Origin of the sequence: Citrobacter sp. Cpo090 (genome assembly GCF_030332665.1) — a bacterium.
In the GTDB taxonomy this organism is placed as follows: Bacteria; Pseudomonadota; Gammaproteobacteria; order Enterobacterales; family Enterobacteriaceae; genus Citrobacter; species Citrobacter portucalensis.
In genome coordinates this window covers 30,193-56,225 of the sequence record NZ_JAOWHK010000020.1, presented here as the reverse complement: position 1 = coordinate 56,225, position 26,033 = coordinate 30,193, and the positions used below count along the sequence as shown (strand labels likewise).

The 26,033-nt window shown below is 54.0% G+C and carries 24 protein-coding genes and 4 tRNA genes; 7 read left to right on the top strand and 21 right to left on the bottom strand.

The window, feature by feature from the left end; all coding sequences use genetic code 11:
• Window positions 1–29: 29 nt before the first annotated feature.
• Window positions 30–497 (top strand): acyl-CoA thioesterase YigI, encoded by a 468-nt coding sequence (yigI, locus tag OGY83_RS01060; protein ID WP_003017917.1) that lies wholly within the window; start codon window positions 30–32, stop codon window positions 495–497.
• A 51-nt stretch (window positions 498–548) separates the two neighbouring features.
• Window positions 549–1,457, top strand: coding sequence for an EamA family transporter RarD (rarD, locus tag OGY83_RS01055; RefSeq protein WP_191213639.1), 909 nt, complete (start codon window positions 549–551; stop codon window positions 1,455–1,457).
• 58 nt (window positions 1,458–1,515) lie between these two features.
• Here rarD and corA read toward each other — a convergent pair whose 3' ends face one another.
• The 8 genes from corA to lptM all read right to left on the bottom strand — a co-directional run bounded on the left by corA (window position 1,516) and on the right by lptM (window position 8,589).
• Window positions 1,516–2,466 (bottom strand): magnesium/cobalt transporter CorA, encoded by a 951-nt coding sequence (gene corA / locus OGY83_RS01050; RefSeq protein ID WP_123269221.1) that lies wholly within the window; start codon window positions 2,464–2,466, stop codon window positions 1,516–1,518.
• A gap of 154 nt (window positions 2,467–2,620) precedes the next feature.
• On the bottom strand, window positions 2,621–2,677 hold the full coding sequence (gene ysgD / locus OGY83_RS01045; RefSeq protein WP_211180520.1) for a protein YsgD: 57 nt from the start codon (window positions 2,675–2,677) through the stop codon (window positions 2,621–2,623).
• 265 nt (window positions 2,678–2,942) lie between these two features.
• On the bottom strand, window positions 2,943–5,105 hold the full coding sequence (uvrD, locus tag OGY83_RS01040) for a DNA helicase II (protein ID WP_286634940.1): 2,163 nt from the start codon (window positions 5,103–5,105) through the stop codon (window positions 2,943–2,945).
• A gap of 88 nt (window positions 5,106–5,193) precedes the next feature.
• Window positions 5,194–5,910: a 5-amino-6-(5-phospho-D-ribitylamino)uracil phosphatase YigB gene (yigB, locus tag OGY83_RS01035; RefSeq protein ID WP_079939625.1), complete on the bottom strand. Its 717-nt coding sequence runs from the start codon at window positions 5,908–5,910 to the stop codon at window positions 5,194–5,196.
• Complete coding sequence (gene xerC / locus OGY83_RS01030) at window positions 5,910–6,812, bottom strand: tyrosine recombinase XerC (protein WP_114681699.1); 903 nt, start codon at window positions 6,810–6,812, stop codon at window positions 5,910–5,912. Before xerC ends, yigB begins: the two co-directional genes overlap by 1 nt.
• Entirely contained in the window at window positions 6,809–7,516 is a 708-nt protein-coding gene (locus OGY83_RS01025) for a DUF484 domain-containing protein (RefSeq protein ID WP_008787084.1), read from the bottom strand. Before OGY83_RS01025 ends, xerC begins: the two co-directional genes overlap by 4 nt.
• Window positions 7,513–8,337, bottom strand: a complete 825-nt coding sequence (gene dapF, locus OGY83_RS01020; protein ID WP_079939627.1) for a diaminopimelate epimerase — start codon at window positions 8,335–8,337, stop codon at window positions 7,513–7,515. The genes OGY83_RS01025 and dapF overlap by 4 nt, the downstream gene beginning before the upstream one ends.
• A 48-nt stretch (window positions 8,338–8,385) precedes the next feature.
• Window positions 8,386–8,589 (bottom strand): LPS translocon maturation chaperone LptM, encoded by a 204-nt coding sequence (gene lptM / locus OGY83_RS01015; RefSeq protein ID WP_003017937.1) that lies wholly within the window; start codon window positions 8,587–8,589, stop codon window positions 8,386–8,388.
• Between the two features lie 138 nt (window positions 8,590–8,727).
• Here lptM and cyaY point away from each other — a divergent pair, with 138 nt between their 5' ends.
• Window positions 8,728–9,048, top strand: a complete 321-nt coding sequence (cyaY, locus tag OGY83_RS01010; RefSeq protein WP_003828967.1) for an iron donor protein CyaY — start codon at window positions 8,728–8,730, stop codon at window positions 9,046–9,048.
• Window positions 9,049–9,123: 75 nt separating this feature from the next.
• On the opposite strand, the gene cyaA is transcribed toward cyaY, so the two are convergent.
• Entirely contained in the window at window positions 9,124–11,670 is a 2,547-nt protein-coding gene (gene cyaA, locus OGY83_RS01005) for a class I adenylate cyclase (RefSeq protein WP_032934207.1), read from the bottom strand.
• Window positions 11,671–12,064: 394 nt separating this feature from the next.
• On the opposite strand from cyaA, the gene hemC reads away from it, so the two are divergent.
• The 4 genes from hemC to hemY are packed head-to-tail and all read left to right on the top strand — an operon-like array spanning window position 12,065 to window position 16,148.
• Window positions 12,065–13,006 (top strand): hydroxymethylbilane synthase, encoded by a 942-nt coding sequence (hemC, locus tag OGY83_RS01000; RefSeq protein WP_063941785.1) that lies wholly within the window; start codon window positions 12,065–12,067, stop codon window positions 13,004–13,006.
• Entirely contained in the window at window positions 13,003–13,743 is a 741-nt protein-coding gene (gene hemD, locus OGY83_RS00995; RefSeq protein WP_079939629.1) for a uroporphyrinogen-III synthase, read from the top strand. The genes hemC and hemD overlap by 4 nt, the downstream gene beginning before the upstream one ends.
• 21 nt (window positions 13,744–13,764) lie before the next feature.
• The gene (hemX, locus tag OGY83_RS00990) at window positions 13,765–14,946 is read left to right on the top strand and encodes a uroporphyrinogen-III C-methyltransferase (protein ID WP_079939630.1); all 1,182 of its coding nucleotides are present in this window, start codon (window positions 13,765–13,767) and stop codon (window positions 14,944–14,946) included.
• Window positions 14,947–14,948: 2 nt separating this feature from the next.
• Window positions 14,949–16,148, top strand: a complete 1,200-nt coding sequence (gene hemY, locus OGY83_RS00985) for a protoheme IX biogenesis protein HemY (protein ID WP_048215221.1) — start codon at window positions 14,949–14,951, stop codon at window positions 16,146–16,148.
• A gap of 582 nt (window positions 16,149–16,730) precedes the next feature.
• Here the strand turns inward: hemY and OGY83_RS00980 are convergent.
• The 12 genes from OGY83_RS00980 to rfbA all read right to left on the bottom strand — a co-directional run bounded on the left by OGY83_RS00980 (window position 16,731) and on the right by rfbA (window position 26,021).
• A tRNA-Pro gene (locus OGY83_RS00980) sits at window positions 16,731–16,807 on the bottom strand.
• Between the two features lie 41 nt (window positions 16,808–16,848).
• A tRNA-Leu gene (locus OGY83_RS00975) sits at window positions 16,849–16,934 on the bottom strand.
• A gap of 20 nt (window positions 16,935–16,954) precedes the next feature.
• Window positions 16,955–17,030: transfer RNA gene (locus OGY83_RS00970), tRNA-His, on the bottom strand.
• A gap of 56 nt (window positions 17,031–17,086) precedes the next feature.
• Window positions 17,087–17,163: transfer RNA gene (locus OGY83_RS00965), tRNA-Arg, on the bottom strand.
• Between the two features lie 102 nt (window positions 17,164–17,265).
• On the bottom strand, window positions 17,266–18,651 hold the full coding sequence (thrP, locus tag OGY83_RS00960) for a bifunctional threonine/serine APC transporter ThrP (protein WP_079939631.1): 1,386 nt from the start codon (window positions 18,649–18,651) through the stop codon (window positions 17,266–17,268).
• A 278-nt stretch (window positions 18,652–18,929) separates the two neighbouring features.
• Window positions 18,930–19,670 carry a lipopolysaccharide N-acetylmannosaminouronosyltransferase gene (wecG, locus tag OGY83_RS00955; protein WP_191234409.1) on the bottom strand — a complete coding sequence of 247 codons (741 nt, stop codon included), beginning with the start codon at window positions 19,668–19,670 and terminating at the stop codon, window positions 18,930–18,932.
• Window positions 19,670–21,025 (bottom strand): ECA oligosaccharide polymerase, encoded by a 1,356-nt coding sequence (gene wzyE / locus OGY83_RS00950; RefSeq protein WP_079939632.1) that lies wholly within the window; start codon window positions 21,023–21,025, stop codon window positions 19,670–19,672. Before wzyE ends, wecG begins: the two co-directional genes overlap by 1 nt.
• Window positions 21,022–22,101 (bottom strand): TDP-N-acetylfucosamine:lipid II N-acetylfucosaminyltransferase, encoded by a 1,080-nt coding sequence (locus tag OGY83_RS00945; protein ID WP_286634938.1) that lies wholly within the window; start codon window positions 22,099–22,101, stop codon window positions 21,022–21,024. The genes wzyE and OGY83_RS00945 overlap by 4 nt, the downstream gene beginning before the upstream one ends.
• Window positions 22,098–23,348, bottom strand: coding sequence for a lipid III flippase WzxE (gene wzxE, locus OGY83_RS00940; protein ID WP_286634937.1), 1,251 nt, complete (start codon window positions 23,346–23,348; stop codon window positions 22,098–22,100). Before wzxE ends, OGY83_RS00945 begins: the two co-directional genes overlap by 4 nt.
• 1 nt (window position 23,349) lies before the next feature.
• Window positions 23,350–24,480 (bottom strand): dTDP-4-amino-4,6-dideoxygalactose transaminase, encoded by a 1,131-nt coding sequence (rffA, locus tag OGY83_RS00935; RefSeq protein ID WP_191213648.1) that lies wholly within the window; start codon window positions 24,478–24,480, stop codon window positions 23,350–23,352.
• Window positions 24,481–24,484: 4 nt separating this feature from the next.
• On the bottom strand, window positions 24,485–25,162 hold the full coding sequence (gene rffC, locus OGY83_RS00930) for a dTDP-4-amino-4,6-dideoxy-D-galactose acyltransferase (protein WP_079939636.1): 678 nt from the start codon (window positions 25,160–25,162) through the stop codon (window positions 24,485–24,487).
• Window positions 25,140–26,021 carry a glucose-1-phosphate thymidylyltransferase RfbA gene (gene rfbA, locus OGY83_RS00925; protein WP_032945685.1) on the bottom strand — a complete coding sequence of 294 codons (882 nt, stop codon included), beginning with the start codon at window positions 26,019–26,021 and terminating at the stop codon, window positions 25,140–25,142. Before rfbA ends, rffC begins: the two co-directional genes overlap by 23 nt.
• Window positions 26,022–26,033: the final 12 nt, after the last annotated feature.

Here is a 26,033-nt window from a genome sequence, read left to right as displayed (position 1 = left end):
TTCATTAACCATTGAGATGTAGGGATCGTATGTCTGCCGTACTTACTGCTGAGGAAGCGCTGAAGTTAGTGGGTGAAATGTTTGTCTATCATATGCCGTTTAACCGGGCGCTGGGACTGGAGCTCGAACGCTATGAGAAAGAATTTGCTCAATTAGCCTTTAATAACCAACCGATGATGGTCGGCAACTGGGCGCAAAGCATTCTGCATGGCGGCGTGATCGCCTCGGCGCTGGACGTCGCCGCCGGGCTGGTATGCGTTGGGAGTACGCTGACTCGCCATGAGACGATCAGCGAGGACGAACTGCGTCAGCGGATGTCACGCATGGGGACAATCGATTTGCGCGTTGATTACCTGCGCCCTGGGAGAGGGAACCGCTTTACCGCCACCAGCAGTCTGCTGCGGGCGGGTAATAAAGTCGCCGTTGCGCGCGTGGAACTGCATAACGAAGAACAGCTTTATATTGCCAGCGCAACCGCCACTTATATGGTGGGGTAAGTGGCCAAAAAAAGGTAAACTGCTGTTACATTTCTGCAATGAGTTTTCCCGATGGATGCTAAACAAACGCGGCAGGGCGTGTTACTCGCTCTTGCTGCTTATTTTATTTGGGGTATCGCTCCCGCCTACTTCAAGCTGATTTACTATGTTCCGGCGGATGAGATCCTGACGCACCGCGTCATCTGGTCATTTTTCTTTATGGTGGTACTGATGAGTATCAGCCGCCAGTGGTCGGGCGTCAAAACGCTGCTACAAACGCCAAAGAAGATCTTCTTGCTGGCGCTCTCTGCAGTGCTCATCGGCGGAAACTGGCTGCTGTTCATTTGGGCGGTCAATAATCACCATATGCTGGAAGCCAGCCTCGGCTATTTTATTAACCCACTGGTGAATATTGTGCTGGGCATGCTATTCCTCGGTGAGCGCTTTCGTCGCATGCAGTGGCTGGCGGTACTGTTAGCCGCCTGTGGCGTACTGGTACAGCTGTGGACCTTCGGATCGCTGCCAATAATCGCGCTGGGACTGGCGTTCAGCTTTGCGTTCTATGGGCTGGTGCGCAAGAAGATTGCCGTCGAAGCACAAACCGGCATGCTAATCGAAACCCTGTGGCTTTTACCCGTTGCAGCCATCTATCTGTTTGGTATTGCGGACAGCTCAACCAGCCATATGGGGCAAAATCCCATGTCGCTCAATCTGCTGCTGATTGCCGCGGGTGTCGTGACCACCATTCCGCTGCTGTGCTTTACCGGCGCGGCGACCCGCCTGCGTCTGTCCACGCTGGGGTTCTTCCAGTATATCGGACCTACGCTGATGTTCCTGCTGGCCGTCACCTTCTACGGTGAAGTCCCGGGAGCAGATAAAATGGTCACGTTTGCGTTTATCTGGGTGGCGCTGGCGATTTTCGTGATGGATGCGATTTATACGCAACGACGGGTTCGTCGGAGCCAGGGGATTGCCGGATAGCGCTTCGCTTATCCGGCCTACAAAAGCACATCGCTGTAGGCCGGATAAAGTACCGTTATTACAGCCAGTTCTTGCGCTTAAAGTACAGATACGGCGCCAGACCCGCGAGCATCATAAAGACAATCGCGCCCGGGTAACCGAAGCTCCAGTGCAATTCCGGCATAAACTCAAAGTTCATCCCGTAGCTGGAAGCCACCAGCGTCGGCGGCAGGAATACCACAGAAACCACCGAGAAGATCTTGATGATGCGGTTCTGCTCGATGTTGATAAAGCCCATCGCCGCCTGCATCAGGAAGTTAACCTTCTGGAACAGCGATTCATTGTGCGGCAGCAGGGATTCGATATCGCGCAGGATCTCACGCGCCTGCTCCAGCTGACTGCCCGGCAAACGCGCTTTACGTACCAGGAAGTTCAGCGCGCGCTGGGTATCCATCAGACACAGACGTACTTTCCAGCCGATATCCTCCAGTTCCGCCAGCGTCGACAGCGCTTCGTCATATTCATCGCCCTGACGCCCTTCCATGATCACACGGCTGAGTTTTTCCAGGTCGCTGTAGATGTTTTCGATCTCATCCGCTAGCTGTTCAATTTTGGTTTCGAACAGGTCGAGCAACAGCTCGTAGGCGTTGCCATCCACCATCGCCTGGCTACGCGCACGCATGCGGTACAGGCGGAAGGCCGGCAGTTCGCGCTCGCGCAGAGTAAACAGGCGGCCTTCGCGAATGGTAAATGCGACGGTTGAGTTACCCGCGTGATCGTCGGCGTCTTCATAAAAGAAGAAGGAGTGAATGTGCAGACCGTCTTCGTCTTCAAAAAAACGTGCGGATGCTTCGATGTCTTCCAGTTCAGGGCGCGTAGCCAGATTCTGGCCCAAGTCCTTTTGCACACGGTTTCGTTCTTCGTCATCCGGCTCGACTAAATCGACCCAAACCGAACTGGCCAGGTGCTCGATCTCGTCTGCCTCAAGGCGAGTTAAACGATTGTTTTCCAGTTGAAATGCGCTCAGCATGACCGGGACTCCCAATGCAAAAAATTATCGGACAGTTCGGAGGGCACACAGAAACAAATTGGGTTTCAGACCATTAAACAGCCTGACTCAGCGCGACGGGAAAAAACAGAAGGTCGCTGACAACCGCGAAGGCTATCAGCAAAAAGGGATAGCCTTAGGAGTTGATCCTGGATGACAGGATAGTGAGCCAGTATCTACTGGGTGTGTCCAAGGCGAATGTCCTCTTAGCGTAATCGTGCGCGCATGTTACGCCAGCAAAATTTTGACGTCAACACGCAACGGATGGCGAAAAAGTAATAATTTCCCCTTATACAGAAAGGTTAGCAGAGGGGAATTATTTATCTATGATTTCAGAATATTAACCGACAGATAGCCGGATGACGGCTTGGTCTTATCCCACCTACAAATCAAATTGTTACCCGGTCTGTAGGCCGGATAAGACGCGCCAGCGTCGCCATCCGGCAAAGCCAAACCGATTAAACTGTTTCCAGTCTGGCGTAGGCGGCAACCAGCCATTTGATCCCCTGCCCCTGGAACGCGACCTGCAAACGGCTGTGTTCGCCGCTTCCTTCCAGGTTGACGATGGTGCCCTCGCCAAATTTAGCGTGGCGCACGCGTTGGCCGAGCTTGTAGCCGGTGTCGTTTTCCGCCATTGGCGTGCCCATCCGCTGATGGCTCACCGGACGGCTGACCGTGGCGCGCAGGCGAACCTCTTCAACGCACGCTTCCGGCAGTTCGCCGATAAAGCGCGACGGACGATGGTAAACCTCTTTGCCGTACAGACGACGCGTTTCGGCGTAGGTCAGCGTCAGCTTTTGCATTGCGCGGGTCACGCCAACATAAGCCAGGCGGCGCTCTTCTTCGAGGCGACCACCTTCGTCCAGCGACATCTGGCTGGGGAACATGCCTTCTTCCATTCCCACGATAAACACCTGCGGGAACTCCAGACCTTTCGCCGAGTGCAGCGTCATCAACTGTACCGCGTCCTGCCAGGTATCCGCCTGTCCTTCGCCTGCTTCCAGCGCGGCGTGAGACAGGAACGCCTGCAGCGGCATTAAGTCTTCGTCTTCTTCGTTGTAGCTGAACTGGCGCGTTGCCGTCACCAGCTCGTCTAAGTTTTCGATACGCGTCTGGCCTTTCTCGCCTTTTTCCTGCTCGTACATCATGCGCAAGCCGGAGTCTTTAATCACCCGGTCAGTCTGCACATGCAGCGGCATATCGGCGGTCTCCTGCGCCAGTGCGTCAATCAGCTCCATAAAGCGCTGTAGAGCGCAGGCAGCGCGACCCGCAAGGGCTTTTTCCTGCAACAGCTCACGACAGGCCTGCCACAGTGTTAGCTGGCGGTCACGGGAGGTCTGACGCACCACATCTAAAGTACGATCGCCAATCCCACGGGTTGGCGTATTCACCACACGCTCAAACGCGGCGTCGTCATTGCGGTTGGCGATCAGGCGCAGGTAAGAGAGCGCATCTTTGATTTCCTGGCGTTCGAAGAAGCGCATCCCGCCATAGATCCGATACGGCATGCTGGCCTGTAACAGCGCCTCTTCCAGTACGCGCGACTGGGCGTTGCTGCGATAAAGAATAGCGCATTGCTCCAGCGCACCGCCGTTGTCCTGCCAGGTCTTAATACGATTGACCACAAAGCGCGCTTCATCGAGTTCGTTGAACGCACAGTACAGAGAGATCGGTTCGCCGTCGACCCCGTCGGTCCACAGCTTTTTACCCAGACGCCCGTTGTTGTTTTCGATCAAGGCGTTGGCCGCGCTGAGGATATTGTTAGTCGAGCGGTAGTTCTGCTCCAGGCGAATAGTTTCTGCGCCGGGGAAATCCGTGAGGAAGCGCTGGATGTTCTCCACCTGCGCTCCGCGCCAGCCATAGATTGACTGATCGTCATCGCCGACGATCATTACCTTGCCGGTATCGCCCGCCAGCAGGCGGATCCACGCGTACTGAATGTTGTTGGTATCCTGGAATTCATCCACCAGGATATTGGTAAAGCGTTCGCGGTAGTGCTGCAGGATATGCGGCTTGTTGAGCCACAGTTCGTGGGCGCGCAGCAGCAGCTCGGCAAAATCGACCAGCCCCGCGCGGTCACACGCTTCCTGGTAAGCCTGATACACTTTCTGCCAGGTTTGCTCAACCGGGTTGCCGTAGCTTTGCAGGTGATGCGGACGCAGCCCTTCGTCTTTCTGGCTGTTGATGAACCACATCGCCTGACGCGGCGGCCACTGCTTCTCATCAAGGTTCATCGCCTTGATCAGACGCTTAAGCAAACGCAGTTGGTCTTCGCTGTCGAGGATCTGAAAATCCTGCGGCAGGTTTGCATCCATATGATGCGCGCGCAGCAGACGGTGCGCCAGACCGTGGAATGTCCCTACCCACATACCGCCCTGGCTGGTTCCCATGATCTGGCCGATACGGTGGCGCATTTCCGCCGCCGCTTTGTTGGTAAAGGTCACCGCCATAATGGAGTACGGCGAGTTGTTCTCAACCGTCAGTAACCAGGCGATACGGTGCACCAGCACGCGCGTTTTACCACTCCCCGCGCCTGCCAGAACCAGCATGTTGCTGCGTGGCGCGGCCACCGCTTCACGCTGTTTATCATTAAGGCTGTCGAGCAGGTAAGAAACGTCCATTGGCACCGCCGCGTAAAAGTAGGTAAGGCGGATAAGCGTAGCGCCATCCGCCAAAAAGCTGGGTATATATACAGAGTTCTGCTGGTGATTATATCAGCGAGGTCAGAGATGCCAACTGTGAAATTTCGATATGCGGAAGCAAACGACTGTCTGCGGTTTGCATCAGGTCGGCATTTTCCGGTTTGATCCAGCAGGCCTGCATACCACAACGGATGGCGCCCGCGACGTCTGTCGTCAGGTCATCACCCACGTGCAGAATCTCACCCACAGGCATTTTCAGTTTTTCCGCCGCCAACGTGTACATGTCGCTAAAGGGTTTTGATCGCCCGTCAGGACCGGCACGCAGCACAAACTCAAAGTAATCACCCAGGCCAAACAGTTCCGGCTGCGCGTTACCGTTGGTGATCGCCACCAGCGGCCATTTGCGGGCTAGCGCCTTCAGCGTGTCATGCGTCGTCTGCGGGACTTCAATGCGGCTACGCCATTTGGCAAAATTCATCATTGCCGCATTCGCCCCCATTCTGGCTTCTGCCTCTGACAACCCTGCTTCCAGCATAGCGCGCTCTACGGCACGGTGACGCCATTGGGTAACATCGTGGTAGATTTCCGGCTCAGCGTCGCGAACGGCCTGACGTAAGCGCTGTAGGTCGCTATTTTGCAGCGAATTCAACGCCGGATGGTAATTCTGTACAAACGCGAGCGCTTCCTGCTCGGTGCGTGTGATAACGGGACGGTTATCATAAAGGGTGTCATCAAGGTCAAAGGTGAGCGCAGAAATGCGCCCCAAAGGCCGGTAAAAACGCATTATTTCCCCCGTTTGGCGCGCGGATGCGCCGCATCGTACACTGAAGCCAGGTGTTGAAAATCAAGATGGGTATAGATTTGAGTCGTTGAGAGATTGGCATGACCCAATAACTCCTGCACTCCGCGCAGATCGCCGCTCGACTCCAGCATATGCGTCGCAAAGGAGTGGCGTAATTTGTGGGGATGTACGTGGCTGTTCAGCCCCTGCTTGATACCCCATTCAGCAAAGCGTTTCTGCACGTTACGCGCCGAGATGCGTTTGCCCAGTTTTGACAGAAATAGCGCATCGTCATCGCAACCAAATAGCCCGCGTAGATCCAGCCAGTGCTCAATCCACGCCACCGCGTTGCGGCCAATCGGCAGGCGACGCTCTTTACTGCCCTTACCCATCACCCACACTTCGCCGGTGTCGAGATCGAGATGTTTAATATCCAGCCCAACCAACTCAGATAAACGCAGACCCGCGCCGTACATCACTTCCAGCATCGCTCTATCGCGCACGGCAAGGGGATCGTTGAGATCGATATCCAGCAGGCGATTAACATCGTCGACATCGATATTTTTAGGTAAATGACGCGGTGCTTTCGGCGCGGAAACGCTTTTTGCCGGATTAGCTTTCAGTTCGCCCTGATTAACCAGCCAGTCGAAGAAGCTGCGTAACGCGGAGAGACGTAATGCCAGGCTCGCCGGTCCCAGTCCTTTACGACGGCTGCGAACAGCAAAACTGCGTACCATCGCAGCATCACATTGTTGCCAGCTTTGCAGACCGGTCTCTCCGGCTAACGCAATGATGGCATCAAGCTGACGCTGATAATTTAGCAATGTGATCGGGCTAAGCTGGCGCTCAACGCCCAGATAGCGCAAAAAGCGCGCCACATCCTGAGAAAGGGGTGAATCTGTCATACGCGTTCAATCCAGCGCTCCAGCAGCTCCGGCAACATAAGCGAGATTTCCTGCAGTAATTGCGTGCCTTGCCCCTGCTGGTAATGATTAACGTCACGGCTGCTGAACAGCATCACGCCCAGGGATCCATCTTGCCCGAGCATCGACATCGCCACCGAGCCTATGGCTTTCGCCTCCGGCATCATGACCAGCAATTCCGGACCATTAAGCGGCCCAAGATAGTGCTGTGACTGGCCCAGACGCTGGATACGCAACGGTTCAAAAGCCTGACGGCTTAATGCCAGATGGGTGAATTTTGATGGCGCGCCAAGTCGCCAGCGATCCGGGAACAGACGAACCGTCGCTCCGGCCAGCCCTAACTCACGCGCCCAGCGATGAAATCGCATCAGCATGTCGTCAAGACTGCTGGCCGACACTAGCCGTCCTTGCAGATTTAACAGACGATAGAACAGACTTTCATTGGCGTTGGCTTGTTCCATCAACAACGCCATGTTCTCTTCCAGCACGTTAATATGATTACGTGCCCGCGCCATATGCCATTCCACTAAAGAGACCGTGCCCCGCACTGGGTGCGGAACTCGCATCGCTTCAACGGCCTGGGCATTACGGATAAAAAACTCAGGATTACGTTGCAGGTAATCGACGACCGCCCGGTCGTCCAGCTCCATGAGCGTTTCCTGTAGTTCTTCCCCTGGTTGCTTCATAAGTGAATAAATCCGTCGTAGACATGTGCCGCCGGGCCAGTCATATACAGCGGATGACCCGGACCTTTCCAGGCGATATCAAGTCGACCGCCCGGTAATTCCACCTTCACTTCTTCTGCCAGCAGACCCTGCTGGATACCGACCGCAACGGCGGCGCATGCGCCGCTGCCGCAGGCCTGCGTTTCACCCGCGCCGCGCTCATAGACGCGCAGTCGGATATGCTCGCGTTTTACCACCTGCATAAATCCGATATTGGCGCGTTCAGGGAAGCGTTCGTGGCTTTCCAGAACCGGTCCCAGTGTTTCTACCGTGGCCGTATCAACATCATCAACCTGAATCACGCAGTGCGGGTTCCCCATTGAAACCACGCCGCACAATACTGTCTGTTCGGCCGCGCGCATAATATAGGTCTTCTCTGCTTTGTTAGCGCGAAAAGGAACCTGCGAGGGTTCAAAATTGGGTTCGCCCATATTCACCCGCACCAGCTCATCGTCGGTTACGGTTAATACCATACGACCATTCGCGGTACTGACGCGAATATCACGTTTATTGGTCAGCCCTTTCAGGCGAACAAACCGGGCAAAACAGCGGGCGCCATTACCACACTGTGACACTTCACTGCCGTCGGCATTAAAAATACGGTAGTGGAAATCCAGCTCCGGATCATACGGAGGCTCAACCACCAGCAGTTGATCAAATCCAACGCCGAGATGCCTGTCGGCCAGGCGGCGGATCAGCTCTGGTGAGAAAAAGACATTCTGCGTTACCGCGTCGACGACCATAAAATCGTTGCCAAGGCCATGCATTTTAGAGAATTGCATCATTCACTCCGTTCACGCGGGTACAGAAATATAAATCTATTTCTGCCGTTAGTAATTCACCTGAGAAGGCCCATCACTAATCCCACGATCGTTTTTCTCAGGCGTGGTGGATTGCGATTGCGGCTGAACGCTCTTGGTCGGAGGCGGCGCGGTTTTATCAGCTGGCGGGAAATAGAGCGGGCCTTTTAGCCCACAGCCCGTCAGGCTGAACAGAGTAAAAATGACAGCGAGTGGCTTTAACACGTTTTTCATTATGGATTGCCTGTAAAGTTCATGCTTTCTGTTTTCTATCATCGCAGGAGAAGGCGTAAAAGCAAGAGTTTGGCTAAAAACTGCATCGCGATTTATTCCACGTTATACTGCGGGCATCACGAAAAATAGGATAAGAAAATGAACGACAGTGAATTTCATCGCCTTGCTGACACCCTGTGGATGACCATTGAAGAACGTCTGGATGACTGGGATGGCGACAGCGATATCGATTGTGAGATCAACGGCGGTGTGCTGACCATTAGCTTCGAAAACGGTAGCAAAATTATTATTAACCGTCAGGAGCCGCTGCACCAGGTATGGCTGGCGACCAAACAGGGCGGCTACCACTTTGACCTGAAAGGCGACGAGTGGATCTGCGACCGAAGCGGCGAAACGTTCTGGGATCTGCTGGAACAGGCGGCAACACAGCAGGCGGGTGAAGAGGTGAGCTTCCGTTGATTTATTTGCCGGATGCGCTTTGCTTATCCGGCCTGCTATAGGCCCGGTAAGCGTAGCGCCACCGGGCAAGTTAACTCACGAGAAATACTGCTGTAACAGCGGCGTGTCGTTGTCCTGACTGGCTGGCGGAACAGCGCTAATCGGCTGGGTGCGGAAAGGAATCACCTGCGCGCGCCCGTCGGTTTTCACAATCTGATAGAACTGCGGCAGGTTAAAGTTGATGAAGCTGGAGCCGTAGGTAAAGCGATCGTGCGACGATGAGTAGAAGCGGCTTACGTCGCGTACCAACTCCTCTTTGCTACCTTCGCAGTGGTGATACACCTCGGCCCGATTGCTTTCGTCCAGAATGTAGATATTAAAGCCCTGCTCATCACCCGTTTCTTCGAAAAAGAACTGAATGATCCCTTCGCTGGCAAAACCGTCGACCACCGACGGCAGTTTCACATGGTTGGTCTCAACCTGGACGGAAAGCCCGTGCAGTTTGTTATGTGAAATCGCGCCATAGAATTCAATCGCGTTTTCCAGCTTCTGTACCGAAACGTTCAGGCGCTCGAAGAACAGTCCCCACGTCTGGCCGGAAACACGCAGCGCTTTGAAACGTCCGGTTTCCTGGCGGGTACTGGACAGCCGTAGCTCGATGCACTCAGACACCAGTTGCTGCACGCGGGTGCGAATTAAACCACGCAGATGCTGGCTATAGCAGAAGACCTCGACGCTATCCGGCGGCGCGGCATCCTGGTGCATTTTGCCCAGAATCGTTTTTAACGCTTCAATCATCGCCTGCTCGCCGTTGAAGTGCAGCGTACGCACTTCATTCCACGAGTTGCGGTACAGCAGGTCGACGCTACCTACCAGACAATTTTGCTCTTCGCCAAAGCTGAAGACGTCCAGCTTACGGAAATCAAAATGCACCACCTGATTGCGAAACGCTGCCGTCGGGTCATATTCGAGGTTAACGATAATCGCCAGATGGCGAATTTCGCACGGGCTATACAGCGCTTTCGGCGTTGGTGCAGGCAGTCGCAGCGGGAAGTGGTGCGACACGTCGGCGACCATTTCCTGAAGCTTCGGCAAATCAACAATGCCGTTGCCCTTAATAAACAAATGCGTACGCGAGGTCAGCAGGCCGTTGAACCAGGCCCACGCCACCAGCTTGTTGAGATAGCGGTTATATTCCAGCGGCTGATGGCTGATGATCGAGTCCATGTTAGGCGCGCGGTTGTAGAGATACCAACCGGAACGGTTGGCACGGCCCGGCGGCACATGGATGAAGGTCAGATTCGGTTCCGAGAGATCCGGAGATATCTGTGGGTTCACCAGCGTGACTTTACCCGGCAACGCTTCAAACGCGGCATACAGCTTACGGGTCAGCACGCCGATATCCTGCGGACTGGCGCTGACGCTGAGGTTATTGCGTCGCGCAAAGCGGATCAGGTTACGATAGCTCTGCATCATCGCATCGAGCAGTTCGTTATGCGCTTCGCGTACCTGGTCAATCTTCCAGTTAGCACGGTTATCCAGCATGGTCAGACGGGCGTCATCCCAGCCCCACTCTTTCACTAACTGACTTAATACTTCACGACGCCAGCCCACGCAGGCGCGCTCACGGCTCAGTTTCTCGCACACTTTTAAGTAGAAACATCGGCGCACTAAATCCAGGCGCGTCGGATCTTCGATCGCCGTGAGGTACTCGGTAACGCGCTCCAGCATCATGCAGTAAGGGTCGAGACCAAAAGAGACGATCTCGCCGTCATGCAGGCGCTGTTTAATATCTTTCGCCAGCAGGCGTGGATTTGGGTATTCCCAGGAATAAGCTTCCAGCAGCAGCGTTTTCAGCACCGCTTTGTACGGGGAGTCGATACTCTTGTACAACTGCCAGAGGCTGGCGCCAAAGTACTCTTCGGCGGAAAGCGAACTGAGTCCGCCGAGATCCAGCCATTCGTTTGGCGTTAGCACCCCCTGTGCGTAGAGCGTCATGACGTAATCGTCGTAATGCTCTTCTTCGTCGCCCGGCACCATATTCCACAGAATACGTTTACCCGCGAGGCGCACAGCGGTGCGATAGAATTCATCAAGCAACAGAATATGCTGCGTCGAGCCACAGTCTTCACCACCCAGACTGCCGCTTTCATTGTGACGGAAACGGTTTTCATCAATCAGGAAGAAACTGACTTCCACGCCCAGCGAGGCGGCCCAGCTTTCCAGCAGGCTACATTTTCGCTGCAGCAGCTGGCGCTCTTCGCTATCCAGCCAGGATTGATGGCAGACCCAGATATCAAGGTCAGAGGAACAGCTTTGCCCTACCGAAGAGGTGCTGCCCATTGAGTAAACGCCGGTGATCGGCAGTTCGCCCTTGGGAGGATCCTGCGGCGACATACCGCGGTACAGTTCCAGTTCGTTCAGGTAGTGGCGTTGGGTTTCATCAGGCGTGTAAAAGCATATGCCTTTGGGAACGTTACCATCGAGGTAACCCGGCATCAGCGGATGGTGGTAGTGCAATAATGTCGGCAGCAGACTGTATACCTGCTGGAAGGCAGGTCCCATGGCAGCAAGCGCGCGATCCACACGCAGTTGATTTATGGCATCCAGTCTCTGTTTCAGAGTCTCAATATAGAGGTACAAGACGTATCGCCTGATGTTGCTATCCGTCATGTTGTCGATTGCCGCGGCGCAAGCGCTCACAATAATCGCCATCAATTCGGATAAACCGTATGTCAAAAATAACCGTTACCTGTTTTTCGCCCATATTTTTTTATGCTGTTCAGCCGAAAAAATGGTCTAAAACGTGATCAATTTAACACCTTGCTCATTGACCGTAAAGAAAGATGCGCTACATACAAGTGTAGCACCGTTCGTTACGTGTAAATTCCTTCATACGGTCGGGAGGTTTCTCGTCATTATTCACTGCCAGTGATGATGCAGCGCCTTTTCCTCTCACTTACGTTTGAGCGTAACGCTGACATCCCTTTGATAAGGATGTTAGGATGGTCAATGATTGATAATGACGGTAACAAGCATGTTAGACAATGTTTTGAGAATTGCCACACGCCAAAGCCCCCTTGCGCTCTGGCAGGCACATTATGTCAAAGACGCCTTAATGGCAAACCACCCCGGTCTGATCGTGGAACTGGTTCCTATGGTAACCCGTGGCGATGTGATCCTTGATACCCCGCTGGCGAAGGTCGGGGGGAAAGGGTTGTTTGTTAAAGAACTGGAAGTCGCGCTGCTGGAAAAACGCGCCGATATCGCTGTGCATTCCATGAAGGATGTGCCGGTTGAATTCCCTGACGGTCTTGGGCTGGTCACCATTTGTGAGCGAGAGGATCCGCGTGATGCTTTCGTCTCAAATAAGTACAACTCGCTGGATGAACTCCCCGCAGGCAGCATCGTCGGGACATCCAGTTTGCGCCGCCAGTGCCAGTTGGCAAAGCGTCGCCCGGATCTCGTTATCCGTTCGCTGCGCGGCAACGTAGGCACGCGCCTCAGCAAACTGGATAACGGCGATTATGACGCCATTATACTGGCGGTCGCCGGATTAAAACGTTTAGGTCTTGAGTCGCGAGTCCGCACCGCTCTGCCGCCGGAAATCTCCCTGCCCGCAGTCGGGCAAGGCGCAGTAGGCATAGAATGTCGACTGGATGATATGCGCACTCAGGCGCTGCTAGCGCCGCTCAACCATGAAGAGACTGCGCTACGCGTCAAAGCAGAACGCGCCATGAACACCCGCCTGGAAGGGGGATGTCAGGTACCTATTGGAAGCTATGCCGAAATCATCGACGGTGAGATTTGGCTACGTGCGCTGGTCGGCGCGCCAGACGGTTCACAGATGGTATGCGGAGAACGTCGCGGCGCCACACAGGATGCCGAACAGATGGGCATCTCTCTGGCAGAAGAACTGCTGGAGAACGGTGCGCGCGCCATTCTGGCGGAAGTTTATAACGGAGAAGCCCCCGCATGAGTATTCTGGTCACCCGCCCGTCTCCCGCAGGGGAAGAGTTAGTGAGCCGACTGCGCACACTGGGGCAGGTGGCCTGGAGTTTTCCACTCATCGAGTTTTCACCAGGTCGGGAGCTGGCAACGCTTGCTTCCCGACTGTCGGCGCTGACGGAGAACGATCTGGTCTTCGCCCTCTCGCAGCACGCGGTCACCTTTGCCGATGCCGAGCTTCAGCAGCAAGAGAAAAGCTGGCCATCCCTTCCGCGTTATTTTGCCATTGGCCGTACAACGGCGCTGGCGCTGCATACTGTTAGCGGCTTCAATATTCACTACCCTCTGGATCGGGAAATTAGCGAAGTCTTGCTACAATTACCTGAATTACAAAATATTGCGGGAAAACGCGCGCTTATATTACGCGGCAACGGTGGCCGTGAGCTGATAGGTGAAACCCTGACGGCACGCGGAGCCGATGTCGATTTTTGTGAATGTTATCAACGCAGTGCAAAATATTACGATGGTGCAGAAGAAGCGATGCGCTGGCAATCCCGTGGCGTAACCACGGTGGTTGTCACCAGCGGAGAGATGCTACAGCAGCTCTGGTCGCTCATTCCGCAATGGTATCGTGAGCACTGGTTACTACGCTGTCGGCTGCTGGTCGTCAGTGAGCGTCTGGCGCACCTCGCCCGGGAACTGGGCTGGCAAGATATTAAGGTCGCTGATAACGCCGACAACGATGCGCTACTACGCGCATTACAATAACTCTCATAATGGGATGCCATAATGACGGAACAAGAAAAATCCTCCGCCGTGGTTGAAGAGACCAGGGAGGCCGTGGAAACCACGTCACAGCCAGTTAATACTGAAAAAAAGAGTAAGAACAGCACGGCGCTGATTCTGAGCGCTGTGGCGATTGCTATTGCTCTGGCAGCAGGCGTTGGCCTATACGGCTGGGGGAAACAACAGGCAACAACACAAACGGCAACCAGCGATGCGCTGGCGAACCAGCTGACGGCGCTGCAAAAAGCGCAGGAAAGCCAAAAAGCTGAGCTGGAAGGCATTATTAAACAGCAGGCAACGCAGCTGGATGAAGCCACTCGCCAACAGGCGGCGCTGGTCAAACAGCTTGATGAAGTCCAGCAAAAAGTCGCCACCATCTCCGGCAGCGATGCTGGCACATGGCTGCTGGCGCAGGCTGATTTTCTGGTGAAACTGGCCGGTCGTAAATTATGGAGCGATCAGGACGTCACCACCGCCGCGGCGCTGTTGAAAAGCGCCGACGCCAGTCTGGCAGATATGAACGACCCGAGCTTAATTACCGCGCGACGTGCGATTACTGACGACATCGCGAGCCTATCCGCGGTGACTCAGGTCGACTATGACGGCATTATCCTGAAAGTGAATCAGCTCTCAAACCAGATCGATAACCTGCGTCTGGCCGACAATGACACCGACGATTCACCGATGGATTCTGACAGCAGCGAGCTTTCCAGCTCGATCAGCGAATGGCGCGTCAATCTGCAAAAAAGCTGGCAGAACTTTATGGACAGCTTTATCACCGTTCGCCGTCGTGATGAAACCGCCGTTCCGCTGCTGGCGCCGAACCAGGATGTTTACTTACGGGAGAACATCCGTTCCCGCCTGTTAGTGGCTGCCCAGGCCGTGCCGCGTCATCAGGAAGAGACATATCGCCAGGCGCTGGAAAATGTCTCCACATGGGTGCGTGCTTACTACGACACCGACGATGCAGCGACCAAAGCGTTCCTTGAAGAAGTAGACCAACTGAGCCAGCAAAGCATCAGTATGGATGTTCCGGAAACGCTGCAGAGCCAGGCTATTCTCGACAAGTTAATGCAGACCCGCGTACGTAATTTACTGGCGCAGCCTGCCACAGCACCGGTAGCAGCAGCGCCTGCGCCAGCGCCTTCGACAGACGCTCCGGCAACCGCGCCGCAAGGAGAATAATGATGCTAAAAGTATTATTGCTCTTTGTGCTGTTGATCGCCGGGATCGTCGTCGGTCCGATGATAGCCGGTCATCAGGGTTACGTGCTGATCCAGACGGATAACTACAATATCGAAACCAGCGTGACGGGCCTGGTGATCATCCTGATCGTCGCCATGGTCGTCCTGTTTGCGATTGAATGGCTGCTGCGCCGAATTTTCCGCACCGGCGCACATACCCGTGGGTGGTTTGTGGGTCGTAAGCGTCGTCGCGCCCGTAAGCAGACCGAACAGGCGCTGCTCAAACTGGCAGAAGGTGACTATCAGCAGGTTGAGAAGCTGATGTCGAAAAATGCCGATCATGCAGAACAGCCGGTAGTGAATTACCTGCTGGCGGCAGAAGCGGCTCAGCAGCGCGGTGACGAAGCGCGCGCCAACCAACACCTTGAGCGTGCCGCCGAACTGGCAGGAAATGATACGATCCCGGTAGAAATCGCTCGCGTTCGCCTGCAACTGGCGCGTAATGAAAATCACGCCGCCCGCCACAGCGTAGATAAACTGCTGGAGGTGACTCCACGTCATCCGGAAGTACTGCGTCTGGCTGAGCAGGCTTACATTCGCACCGGCGCATGGAGCTCCTTGCTGGATATCATCCCATCCATGGCAAAAGCACATGTGGGTGATGACGAGCACCGCGCCATGCTGGAACAACAGGCATGGGTTGGCTTGATGGATCAGGTCCGCGCCGATCAGGGCAGCGAGGGGCTGCGTGCATGGTGGAAAAACCAGAGCCGTAAAACCCGTCATCAGGTTGCTTTGCAGGTAGCAATGGCTGAACATCTGATTGAGTGTGACGATCACGATACGGCGCAGCAGGTCATCATTGATGGTTTGAAACGTCAGTACGATGACCGCCTGGTGCTGCCAATCCCGCGTCTGAAAACCAATAATCCGGAACAGATAGAAAAAGTGCTGCGCCAGCAGATTAAAGCCGTGGGCGATCGCCCGTTGCTGTGGAGTACGCTGGGTCAGTCGTTAATGAAGCATGGAGAATGGCAGGAAGCTACGCTCGCCTTCCGTGCCGCTCTCAAACAGCGCCCGGATGCCTATGACTACGCCTGGCTTGCTGACGCGCTGGACAGACTGCACCAGCCGGAAGAAGCCGCCACCATGCGCCGTGATGGCCTAATGTTGACGCTGCAGAACAACAATCCCCCGCAGTAATTCCTGAATGCCCGGTGGCGCTTTCGCTTACCGGGCCTACATATTTTTCAATCGTATACACAAATCATTCGGGAAGCAGCACGAAGGATGACGTGTATATGCATAAAAAAACGCCCGCTCTTTTGGAGCAGGCGTTAAACAGGTCTGTATGACAACATAAATGGGTGCTTCACTCAACGTTATGTCCATGGTGTTTGATGAGGCTATATGCATCATCCTTCACGCTGTCTCTTCGTTGGCTGCGTACGCTCACCCCTGTCACTTACCTTTGTAAGCTCCGGGGGATTCCCGTGCTGGCCGTCTCGACACATCATGAATGATTTAGCATATAAGATGCGACATCTGTCTGTGGACGATAAGCACCGTAAACGGCTCTGCATCATTCCTGAGTTTATGAGGCCAGATGGCGAACATAAGAGATGGAATGAGCATCTACCCGTATATTATTGCACAACGCATGCCATGATTGCACTGCAAAAACCATGGTTCCGGACTTTTTAAGACATCTGGTAATTCGCGGGAATAAAGGCTGAGAAGGGAAAATCAGAAAACAAAAAACCCCGCCGAAGCGGGGTTCAAAATTGGTCGGCGAGAGAGGATTCGAACCTCCGACCCACTGGTCCCAAACCAGTTGCGCTACCAAGCTGCGCTACTCGCCGTTTTACTGCTTTTTGAATTTTTAGTTCAATTCTTTAAGTCGTGGTGCGAGGGGGGGGACTCGAACCCCCACATCCTAAGGACACTAACACCTGAAGCTAGCGCGTCTACCAATTCCGCCACCTTCGCATTTCACAACTTTAAATTAATGGGGTGGCTAATGGGATTCGAACCCACGACAACTGGAATCACAATCCAGGGCTCTACCAACTGAGCTATAGCCACCACTGCAAATCTTTTACGCGGTATTAAAACCACCGCAGCTCTGGCACCCTACTAAATGGTGCGCCCGACAGGATTCGAACCTGAGACCTCTGCCTCCGGAGGGCAGCGCTCTATCCAGCTGAGCTACGGGCGCTTAGCGCCGTTGCGGGGCTGGATATTACGGAGGTCTCGGTCTTCTGTCTAGTGCTTTTTTAAAATAAATTATCGTTTGGTCATGGTTTGTGCGTTTTGTCGCTTATTCCCGCAATTTATGGGCTGCGCCATGACGATTCAGACCAAAAACCTTATAAATGAGCGTCACGGCCAGTAAGAAACCCATGCCAACAAAAAGCGACATTCGGGTATCTTCATTAAAGTACATGCCAATTAATACGCAAATCAGGAACGCCATCGTCAAATAATTCGCCCACGGGAACAGAATGGAGCGGAATGGATGACTGGCAATCGCCGCTTTATGCGCCTGACGGAAACGCAGCTGGCTTATCAGGATCACAAACCACGGCACCATCCCCGGCAACACGCTGGCGCTATAGACATAAACAAACACGCGCTGCGGGTTAGGAATGATGTAGTTCAGGCACGAACCAATCAGCAGGATCGCGATAGAAATAGCTACACCGGCAACCGGCACGCCATGGCGTGATACTTTTCCAACAACGGCAGGAAGCTGGCGATTCTTTGCCAGCGCGTAGAGCATACGCCCACAGCTGTACATGCCGCTGTTACAGCCAGACAGCGCCGCCGTCAGTACCACAAAGTTAATAATCCCTGCCGCGGCGGTAATACCAATCTTGGCAAAGGTGAGAACAAACGGGCTGCCGTTGCTGCCAATCTCATTCCACGGGAAAATAGTGACGATGACAAAAATCGCACCAACGTAGAAAATCAGAATGCGCCACAGCACTTTACCCACCGCGCTACGCAGCGTGACCTGTGGATTCTTCGCTTCCCCTGCAGTGATGCCAATCAGCTCCACGCCCTGGTAAGACGCCACAACAATACACAATGCCGTCAGGAAGCCCTTCCAGCCCCCAGCAAAGAACCCGCCATGCTCGGTCAGGTTGCCAAAGCCGATCGCCTGGCCGCCATTGCCGAAGCCGAAGAAAATCACCCCAACCCCAATGACGATCATCACAATGATGGTGGTCACTTTGATCATGGCAAACCAGAACTCAATTTCACCATACAGGCGAACCGCTGCGAGGTTTGCCAACGCAACCAGTCCGACTGCGATCAGTGCGGGTATCCATTGCGCCATTTCCGGGAACCAGAACTGTACGTACACCCCGATGGCGGTAATCTCTGAGATCCCCACCGCCATCCACATAAACCAGTATGACCAGGCGGTAAGATAGCCAAAGAAGGGACTCATATAACGGTGGGCGTAAACAGCAAATGAACCGGCAACCGGCTCGAGGAATAACATCTCCCCCATAGAACGCATGATGAAAAAGACGAACAGCCCGGCGACGATATACGCCAGCAGAACCGAAGGTCCCGCCCATTTAAGGGTACTGGCGGCCCCCATAAATAGCCCAACGCCAATAGTGCCCCCAAGGGCAATTAATTCGATGTGACGAGCCTCCAGCCCACGCTGTAGCTCAGGTTTGTTCTCGGCCATAAATCCTCTTGTTGTGTTTGCATGCTGTCCGGTATTACCGGTTCTCGTTATGGGTACATCTTGTTATGCCATAACAGGCCATACGGCACCGACCGCTTAACGGTTGGCGCCAAACACACCATGGCACTGCAATGATTGTTGCGAATGGTTTCCTAAAATCGCTTAAATGGCAATTAAAGCATTCAAAAAATGAATAGATTGTGCGAGAAAGCAGCGATTATGTTGTGAATAAGTAGCGTAATTAGCAGATCACGCTACTTACCAGAGGAGAGAGGGCGTCAGAGGTTGCCGGTATAGTGCCAGCGGAGATAGCGTAATAAGCGAAGTTGTCGAGTAATACGGCTCGGCTGCGACAACAAGCGATACAGCCACTCCAGCCCCAGATTTTGCCAGATTTTAGGCGCACGCTTAACGTGACCGGTAAAGACGTCGTAGGTGCCCCCCACGCCCATATACAGCGCGTCAGGGTGAGTCTTGCGGCAATCACGCATAAAGATCTCTTGTTTCGGCGAGCCCATCGCCACCGTCACAATTTGCGCACCGCTGGCGTGAATACGCTCAAACAACGCCTGACGCTGCTCTGGGGCAAAATAACCGTCCTGACTACCCACAATGTTCACGCGCCACTGCGCACGTAGTTTTGCTTCTGTTTGTGCCAGAACTTCAGGCTTGCCACCAACCAGGAAAACAGGCGTTCCGTTTTGCCCGGCTTGCGCCATCAGCGCTTCCCAAAGGTCAGCTCCGGCCACGCGTGAAACCTGCGCCTGCGGGAATTTTTTGCGCACCGAACGCACCACGCTAATGCCATCCGCATATTTGAACTCCGCGGCGTTGATCAGCGCCCTCACTTCAGGGTTATCTTCTGCTGTCAGCATCTTCTCAGCGTTGATAGCCACCAGCGTTCCTGACCTGAGGTGTCCTTCGGCAAACAGGTAATTCAGCGCATGTTGCATATCGCGCCAGCCAATCAGTTGTAATCCGCGCAACGAATACAGCGGCGCAGTTGTGTTATCTGTCATTACGATCCTTCAATCTGTGTACGGGGCAGCGACTTGATTCGTTTATGGATGAGTCCCGCGCTATCGAATAGCCAGAACAGCAGTTTTGCCACCAGTAGGCAAACGCCGAAAATCACGAGGAAAAAGACCACTCGCGAGACAAACGAATCCAGCCCTTCACGTGCCAAAACGATCATATTGAAAATGGCGCCAAAACAGAAACTGTGCAAAATCGCCGCCTTATAGCGATTGGTTTCGCGATTGCCAAGCTCATACAGCCAGTCGAACCACTTGATGATGAGCCCAACAACAATCGCGCCTAATGGTATAAACAACGCCCCGCCCATCACCACCAGTGAACCAATTAACGTCGGCGAAATCGCCAGTCCTGAGTGGTTGTTCAACACTTCCCAGGTAAAGTAGTTCGCTGAGTTGAGTACAATACTCGGCCGCCCAGGCCACAGCCAGGAGGGGATAAAGACGTAGAAGTCACGGACGATCGGCGCCAGCCCCTGGAACTCAATATTGTGGTAATTCTGCAGCAACAGCGCCAGGTTCTCCCACGGTGAGAAGGTATCGCGCGTAAGGTACAGGAACGTATAGAACGCCTCATCGCCGCTAACGCTCATTCCGTAGCGCTTCAGCGCCAGCCAGAACATGCCGACAATGCCCAGCACGCCTGCGGCGACCAACATCCACAACGAAATCCAGCCGCGAATAATGCCGATAAACAAGAAGATGGCAAACGCGATAATGATATTGGCACGCGTCCCGCCCACAATCATATAGGTCAGCAAACCAAACGCGACGGTGCTCACCAGGAAGAACAACCACGCTTTGCTGTCCTGACGCAGGAAATAAACCACCAGCATCGCCGGAATGAAGAAGTAGAAGAAACGCTTCAGGGCGACACCAGAGACTTCACTGGAAAAAATCTGGCTATAGGATTGCAGTCTGAACAGCAGGAAGCCGTTGTGCATAAAGAAGACGCCCACGCTCACCAACGCAATCGCCATCAGGATAACCCAGGTCAAATGGGCTTCAACGCGATTGATGGTAAACAGCGGTCTGCGCGGCTTATCCTCTACTCGTTTGCGCAAGCGCGTTTTATACGTCACGTAGTAGACGGCATAGAAACAGGCTGCTGACAGCAAGGCCTGCAGCAGGATCTCCGGCGGAGCCACTGCCACATCAAAGCGGAACACCAGGATGCTGGTTAACGGGAATCCGAAGAAGAACGTCAGCAAAAACAACAATGAGAAGAAGACATTGAAGTTAAAACGCACACGGCGGAACTCAAACCAGGTCAGCGTGGCGATAAACAAGGTGGAGAGCAGCCAGACTACCAGCAGACCGCTGAATTGCATCAGGCTCATACGGTTTCTCCTGAAGCAATGCGCAGCGCGTTGTACCACGGCTGCAGATAATTCGGGCTAAAGAAGGTAATAGTATTTTTATCTACCGATGCCAACTGGCGCTGCGCTTCGCGTACGACGCCTTCATTGAGATCATCAGTGGTAAATAACACCGGAAGATTTTGTTCCACCATATCCTGCCAGAAGGGATTTTCACGGTTGAGCACGCACGGAATACCCGCCTGGATCAGCAAACAAAGCGTACCGATCCCCTGCTGACGGGCAAAAATAAAGTAACCCAAATCGCACTGACGCAGTAACGCGAGATAAGCATCAAATTCCAGCTTCTCACTCAAAATTTGCAGATTATTTGCGCTAAATAATGCCAGACCGGCCTGGCGAACCTCGTCGATATAGGCCGCATTATTGGCGGGATAACCCATCGGCACAATGACATTCACCGAGTCACCGAACTGCTGATGGACGGCGCGAAGCGCGGCAACATGCTCATTGCTGCGATCGCCAGAGTTGCCAACCAGCACCGTCATCTTGCCGCTGCGCTGGCAATCATTGCTCATGTTATTGAGTGAAGGATCCATTCGCGTTGGGAAATAGAGCAACTCACCCCGTACATGCGGATGTTGCTCGGCGAAATAACGTAAATCGCCCCGTGTCGCAAACACGCAGCCCACGCGATTCTGCGCCATGCGGCGAATCGGGTAAAACAGGCGGAATTTCAGTCCACTGGAGACTTCATATAAATCAGCGCCCCAGATATGCCAGTAAAACTGCTCTGATTTAATCCCCCCACTCAGCAACGCCAGCCACAGGCTGGTGTTAAACTGACCGTGGAAGAAGAAACGCTGTTGACGATCCGCTTTTGCCTTCGCGATAACAGCGTCAGCCAACGCCTTTTTCCCGCTGTAGAAGCTTAGCGATAACGCCGGGCAGCTCTCACTGAATCCCGCATCCTGACCGGCAACCATAAACGTGCGCGCGTGCTCGCTCGTCGCAGCCAGCGAGTCGTTGAAAAACCGCAGGACGGTTTGGTTATGGTGAGGGATATCCGATCCCAGAACGTGAATCAGTACAGTCATGCCCGCCTACGCCAGAGTAAAAACACGCCACAACAAAGAGAAAAATAGACGATGTACGTTGCCATATAAGCCTGTGCCGCTCCCAGCGCACCGTGTGCAGGGATCAGCCAGTGAGCAAACACCGTCAATAACATGAACTGGCTAATTTCAGCCAAAATATAAAACCGCAGCGATGCTTTCGCGATCACCAGATACCCAAAGACATACGCCCCAACTTTCAGTACATCGCCGACCAGTTGCCAGGCAAACAGATCGCGCATGGCGGTGAATTTTGCGGAGAAAAGCAGCCAGATCGCAAAATCACGCAGCAGCCAAACAGTAAAGCTCGCGGCGGCAACCGCCGGTAACACGAACTTCAGCGACTTAACCACCTCGCGCGTAATGTCGCGCTTTTCGGTCAGTCGTGACAACGTCGGCAGCAAGTAAACGCTGAATGAAGCGGTAATGAATTGCAGATAAGCATCAGAGATACTGCTTACCCCCTGCCAGATCCCTACATCATCCCAGCTATACTGCGCCGCCAGCAGGTTTCGCATCATCACGTATGCCACAGGCAGCGTTACGGAGGTAATCAGCGCCATCAGCGTAAACTTGCTTAGCTGTCCAGCAAGACCGTTATCCCATGAGGGTTTCAGGTAATGCAGGGGAATAGTGCCACGTTTAATCAGCATGATGGCTGCAGGGATAACCACCAACGCGGGCACTAACGCCAGACCCAGCAAAGCGCCTTCATACCCTCCCAGGCGATAACAGCCATAATAAGCCACCACGCCCACCAGGCTACCCACAATCAGCGACAGCGCGTTACCTGCCGCATCGCGAAAGCCCTTCATCAACGCAAGAAGCAGGTTCGCCCAGGCAATGCCCATCTGCACCAGCGCAACCAGTCTTACCAGCCCCTGATAATGAGTATGGCCAAACAATCCCTGACTGATTGGCGCGGCCGCCAGCAGAAAAACTACCGCCATCAGTGTAGAGAATCCCAGCACCATCGCGGAAGATGTACCGACTACCTTACGGAGCCGGGTCGGATCGTCATGGTGCTGCGCAACGTATTTCGTGACGCCATTGAAAATGCCGGCCCCCGCCAGGACGCCAAGCACGGTGACCATCTGGCGGAAGTTACCCGCCTGCCCCACGCCAGCCGGGCCAAACGATACTGCCAGCAGCTTCACGACCAGCAAACCTGCACCAATTTTTACCAGCGTACTGGCTGCCGTCCATAAGGACGCTTTAGCAAGCGACATATCAGGCGAAGTAGTTGAGTAAGGTCGAAATGACCGTTCGCTGGTTTACTGGCGACAGGTTGTAGAACAGCGGTAAACGCAGCAGGCGCTCGCTCTCTTTGGTGGTGAAACGATCAACACCGGCAAATACGCCGAATTTATCGCCAGCCGGGCAGTCATGCAGCGGGATATAGTGGAACACCGCCATAATTTCAGCTTCTTTCAGGAAGTTAATCAACGCCGTGCGATCGTCGATATCGCGAAGCTTGATGTAAAACATATGGGCGTTTTGCACGCAGCCGTCGGGTACAGAAGGCAGATCAATACGTCCGGCACGCGCCAGCGGTTCGAGCGCATCATAGTAGTTCTGCCACAGCGCCAGACGCTGCTGGTTAATACGGTCCGCCGCTTCCAGTTGCGCCCACAGATAGGCAGCCTGCAGATCGGACATCAAATAGCTGGAGCCAATGTCACGCCAGGTATACTTATCCACCTGACCGCGGAAAAATTGACTGCGGTTTGTCCCTTTTTCACGGATGATCTCCGCTCGTTCGACTAATTTTTTATCATTAATCAGCGTCGCGCCGCCCTCACCGCCTGCGGTATAGTTTTTGGTCTCATGGAAGCTAAAGCAACCGATGTGACCAATCGTTCCCAGCGCCCGACCTTTGTAAGTCGACATGACGCCCTGGGCCGCATCTTCCACGACAAACAAGTTATGTTTGGTCGCCAGCGCCATGATGGTATCCATTTCACAGGCTACGCCCGCGTAATGCACCGGCACGATAGCGCGGGTTTTGTCGGTGATCGCCGCTTCAATCAGCGTTTCGTCAATGTTCATGGTATCCGGGCGGATATCAACAAAGACGATTTTCGCGCCGCGCAGCACGAAGGCATTGGCCGTGGAGACAAACGTGTAGCTCGGCATAATGACTTCATCACCAGGCTGGATATCCAGCAGCAATGCCGCCATCTCAAGCGATGCGGTGCAGGAAGGCGTCAGCAGCACTTTCTCGCTGCCAAAATGCTGTTCCAGCCACTGCTGGCAGCGACGGGTAAAACCGCCATCGCCACACAGTTTTCCGCTGTTCATCGCAGACTGCATGTAATCGAGTTCAGTGCCCACCACCGGCGGTGCGTTAAATGGAATCATCGTGTCACCTGTATAACCAATACGCGGTGCTTTCTACATTCGCACCACTGTGTATGTAACGTTTAAGCGCGGCGGTATTGCCCATTTGGGTCGCCACGCGCAATGTTGTTTTACCGCGAGCCTGCGCCCAGCAAAGCGCGGCCTGCATCAGTTCTGCTCCCGCCCCACGCCCGGCCAGCAGGCCAATTCGCGCCTCGGTCGCATTCAGTTCACGCAGCGAGACATAGCCACGAATATCACCTGCCGGTGTACGAAAAACGAGGCATTGATGATCGAACGTCCCCAGCACCGCGTTTTCAATCCACTGCGCGTAAAAACGCGCGCTGGCATCTGCGGCATACCACGGGGCGCGAAAACGACTTTGCGCGAACGCCTGTCCTGCCAGTTGGCGTAATGCAGGAATATCCGTAGTTTGTGCAACCTGCACACCGGAGTCACCATGCGCACGCGTCACCGGCAGCACAAAATCCACTTCACCTTCAACCAGTGAGAAGCCCAACTGTTGCAGGGCGTCTAATTCCTGGGTATTGGCGGCAGGAATTTTTGCCTGTACCCGCGACCAGGGCTGCAACAAATCCGCAGTCAGAACCGGCGCGTGTTGGTCAAAACGCACAATGGCGCTATTCACGCCAAAGAACGTATTTTCCCAGCTAAGCGGCTCAATACTGGCGCGGACGAGCACGGAGCAGCTCCAGCAGGTATTGACCATAACCCGTTTTGGCCAGTGAACTGGCGGCACGCTTCACGCCTTCGTCATCCAGCCAACCGTTACGCCAGGCAATTTCTTCCAGACAGGCTATTTTAAAACCCTGGCGTTTTTCCACCGTCTGCACAAACGTGCTCGCTTCGATAAGACTGTCGTGCGTACCGGTATCCAGCCAGGCAAAACCACGCCCGAGCAATTCGACCGTCAAATGCCCATCATCAAGGTACATCTGGTTGATAGACGTTATCTCCAGCTCCCCACGCTCAGAAGGTTTTACGCGTTTTGCGTATTCCACCACTTTGCTGTCATAGAAATATAGCCCGGTCACCGCCCAGTTGGATTTTGGTGCTTTCGGCTTCTCTTCCAGCGAGATAGCACGAAAATTATCGTCAAACTCCACGACACCAAAACGTTCAGGATCCATCACCTGGTAACCAAACACCGTCGCGCCTTGCGTTCTGGCGGCCACATGACGCAGTTTGGGACTGAAGCCCTGACCAAAGAAGATATTGTCTCCTAACACCAGACACGATGGCTCACCGTTAAGGAACGTTTCACCAATGATAAACGCCTGCGCTAATCCATCCGGACTGGGTTGCTCAGCATAGTGCAATTCAATGCCGAACTCAGATCCATCGCCCAGTAAGCGCTGGAAATAGCCTTTATCTTCCGGTGTAGTGATAATCAGGATTTCGCGAATTCCCGCCAGCATCAATACGGATAACGGGTAGTAAATCATCGGCTTATCGTAAATAGGCAATAGCTGCTTCGATACACCACGCGTAATGGGATACAGGCGAGTACCTGAGCCACCCGCCAGAATGATACCTTTCATGCGTTGTCTCCT

Excerpts from the sequence above, each read along its gene's own strand:
- yigI (WP_003017917.1), top strand. The coding sequence starts at position 30 with ATGTCTGCCGTACTTACTGCTGAGGAAGCGCTGAAGTTAGTGGGTGAA.
- rarD (WP_191213639.1), top strand. The coding sequence starts at position 549 with ATGGATGCTAAACAAACGCGGCAGGGCGTGTTACTCGCTCTTGCTGCT.
- corA (WP_123269221.1), bottom strand. The coding sequence starts at position 2,466 with ATGCTGAGCGCATTTCAACTGGAAAACAATCGTTTAACTCGCCTTGAG.
- uvrD (WP_286634940.1), bottom strand. The coding sequence starts at position 5,105 with ATGGACGTTTCTTACCTGCTCGACAGCCTTAATGATAAACAGCGTGAA.
- yigB (WP_079939625.1), bottom strand. The coding sequence starts at position 5,910 with ATGCGTTTTTACCGGCCTTTGGGGCGCATTTCTGCGCTCACCTTTGAC.
- xerC (WP_114681699.1), bottom strand. The coding sequence starts at position 6,812 with ATGACAGATTCACCCCTTTCTCAGGATGTGGCGCGCTTTTTGCGCTAT.
- OGY83_RS01025 (WP_008787084.1), bottom strand. The coding sequence starts at position 7,516 with ATGAAGCAACCAGGGGAAGAACTACAGGAAACGCTCATGGAGCTGGAC.
- dapF (WP_079939627.1), bottom strand. The coding sequence starts at position 8,337 with ATGCAATTCTCTAAAATGCATGGCCTTGGCAACGATTTTATGGTCGTC.
- lptM (WP_003017937.1), bottom strand. The coding sequence starts at position 8,589 with ATGAAAAACGTGTTAAAGCCACTCGCTGTCATTTTTACTCTGTTCAGC.
- cyaY (WP_003828967.1), top strand. The coding sequence starts at position 8,728 with ATGAACGACAGTGAATTTCATCGCCTTGCTGACACCCTGTGGATGACC.
- hemC (WP_063941785.1), top strand. The coding sequence starts at position 12,065 with ATGTTAGACAATGTTTTGAGAATTGCCACACGCCAAAGCCCCCTTGCG.
- hemD (WP_079939629.1), top strand. The coding sequence starts at position 13,003 with ATGAGTATTCTGGTCACCCGCCCGTCTCCCGCAGGGGAAGAGTTAGTG.
- hemX (WP_079939630.1), top strand. The coding sequence starts at position 13,765 with ATGACGGAACAAGAAAAATCCTCCGCCGTGGTTGAAGAGACCAGGGAG.
- hemY (WP_048215221.1), top strand. The coding sequence starts at position 14,949 with ATGCTAAAAGTATTATTGCTCTTTGTGCTGTTGATCGCCGGGATCGTC.
- thrP (WP_079939631.1), bottom strand. The coding sequence starts at position 18,651 with ATGGCCGAGAACAAACCTGAGCTACAGCGTGGGCTGGAGGCTCGTCAC.
- wecG (WP_191234409.1), bottom strand. The coding sequence starts at position 19,670 with ATGACAGATAACACAACTGCGCCGCTGTATTCGTTGCGCGGATTACAA.
- wzyE (WP_079939632.1), bottom strand. The coding sequence starts at position 21,025 with ATGAGCCTGATGCAATTCAGCGGTCTGCTGGTAGTCTGGCTGCTCTCC.
- OGY83_RS00945 (WP_286634938.1), bottom strand. The coding sequence starts at position 22,101 with ATGACTGTACTGATTCACGTTCTGGGATCGGATATCCCTCACCATAAC.
- wzxE (WP_286634937.1), bottom strand. The coding sequence starts at position 23,348 with ATGTCGCTTGCTAAAGCGTCCTTATGGACGGCAGCCAGTACGCTGGTA.
- rffA (WP_191213648.1), bottom strand. The coding sequence starts at position 24,480 with ATGATTCCATTTAACGCACCGCCGGTGGTGGGCACTGAACTCGATTAC.
- rfbA (WP_032945685.1), bottom strand. The coding sequence starts at position 26,021 with ATGAAAGGTATCATTCTGGCGGGTGGCTCAGGTACTCGCCTGTATCCC.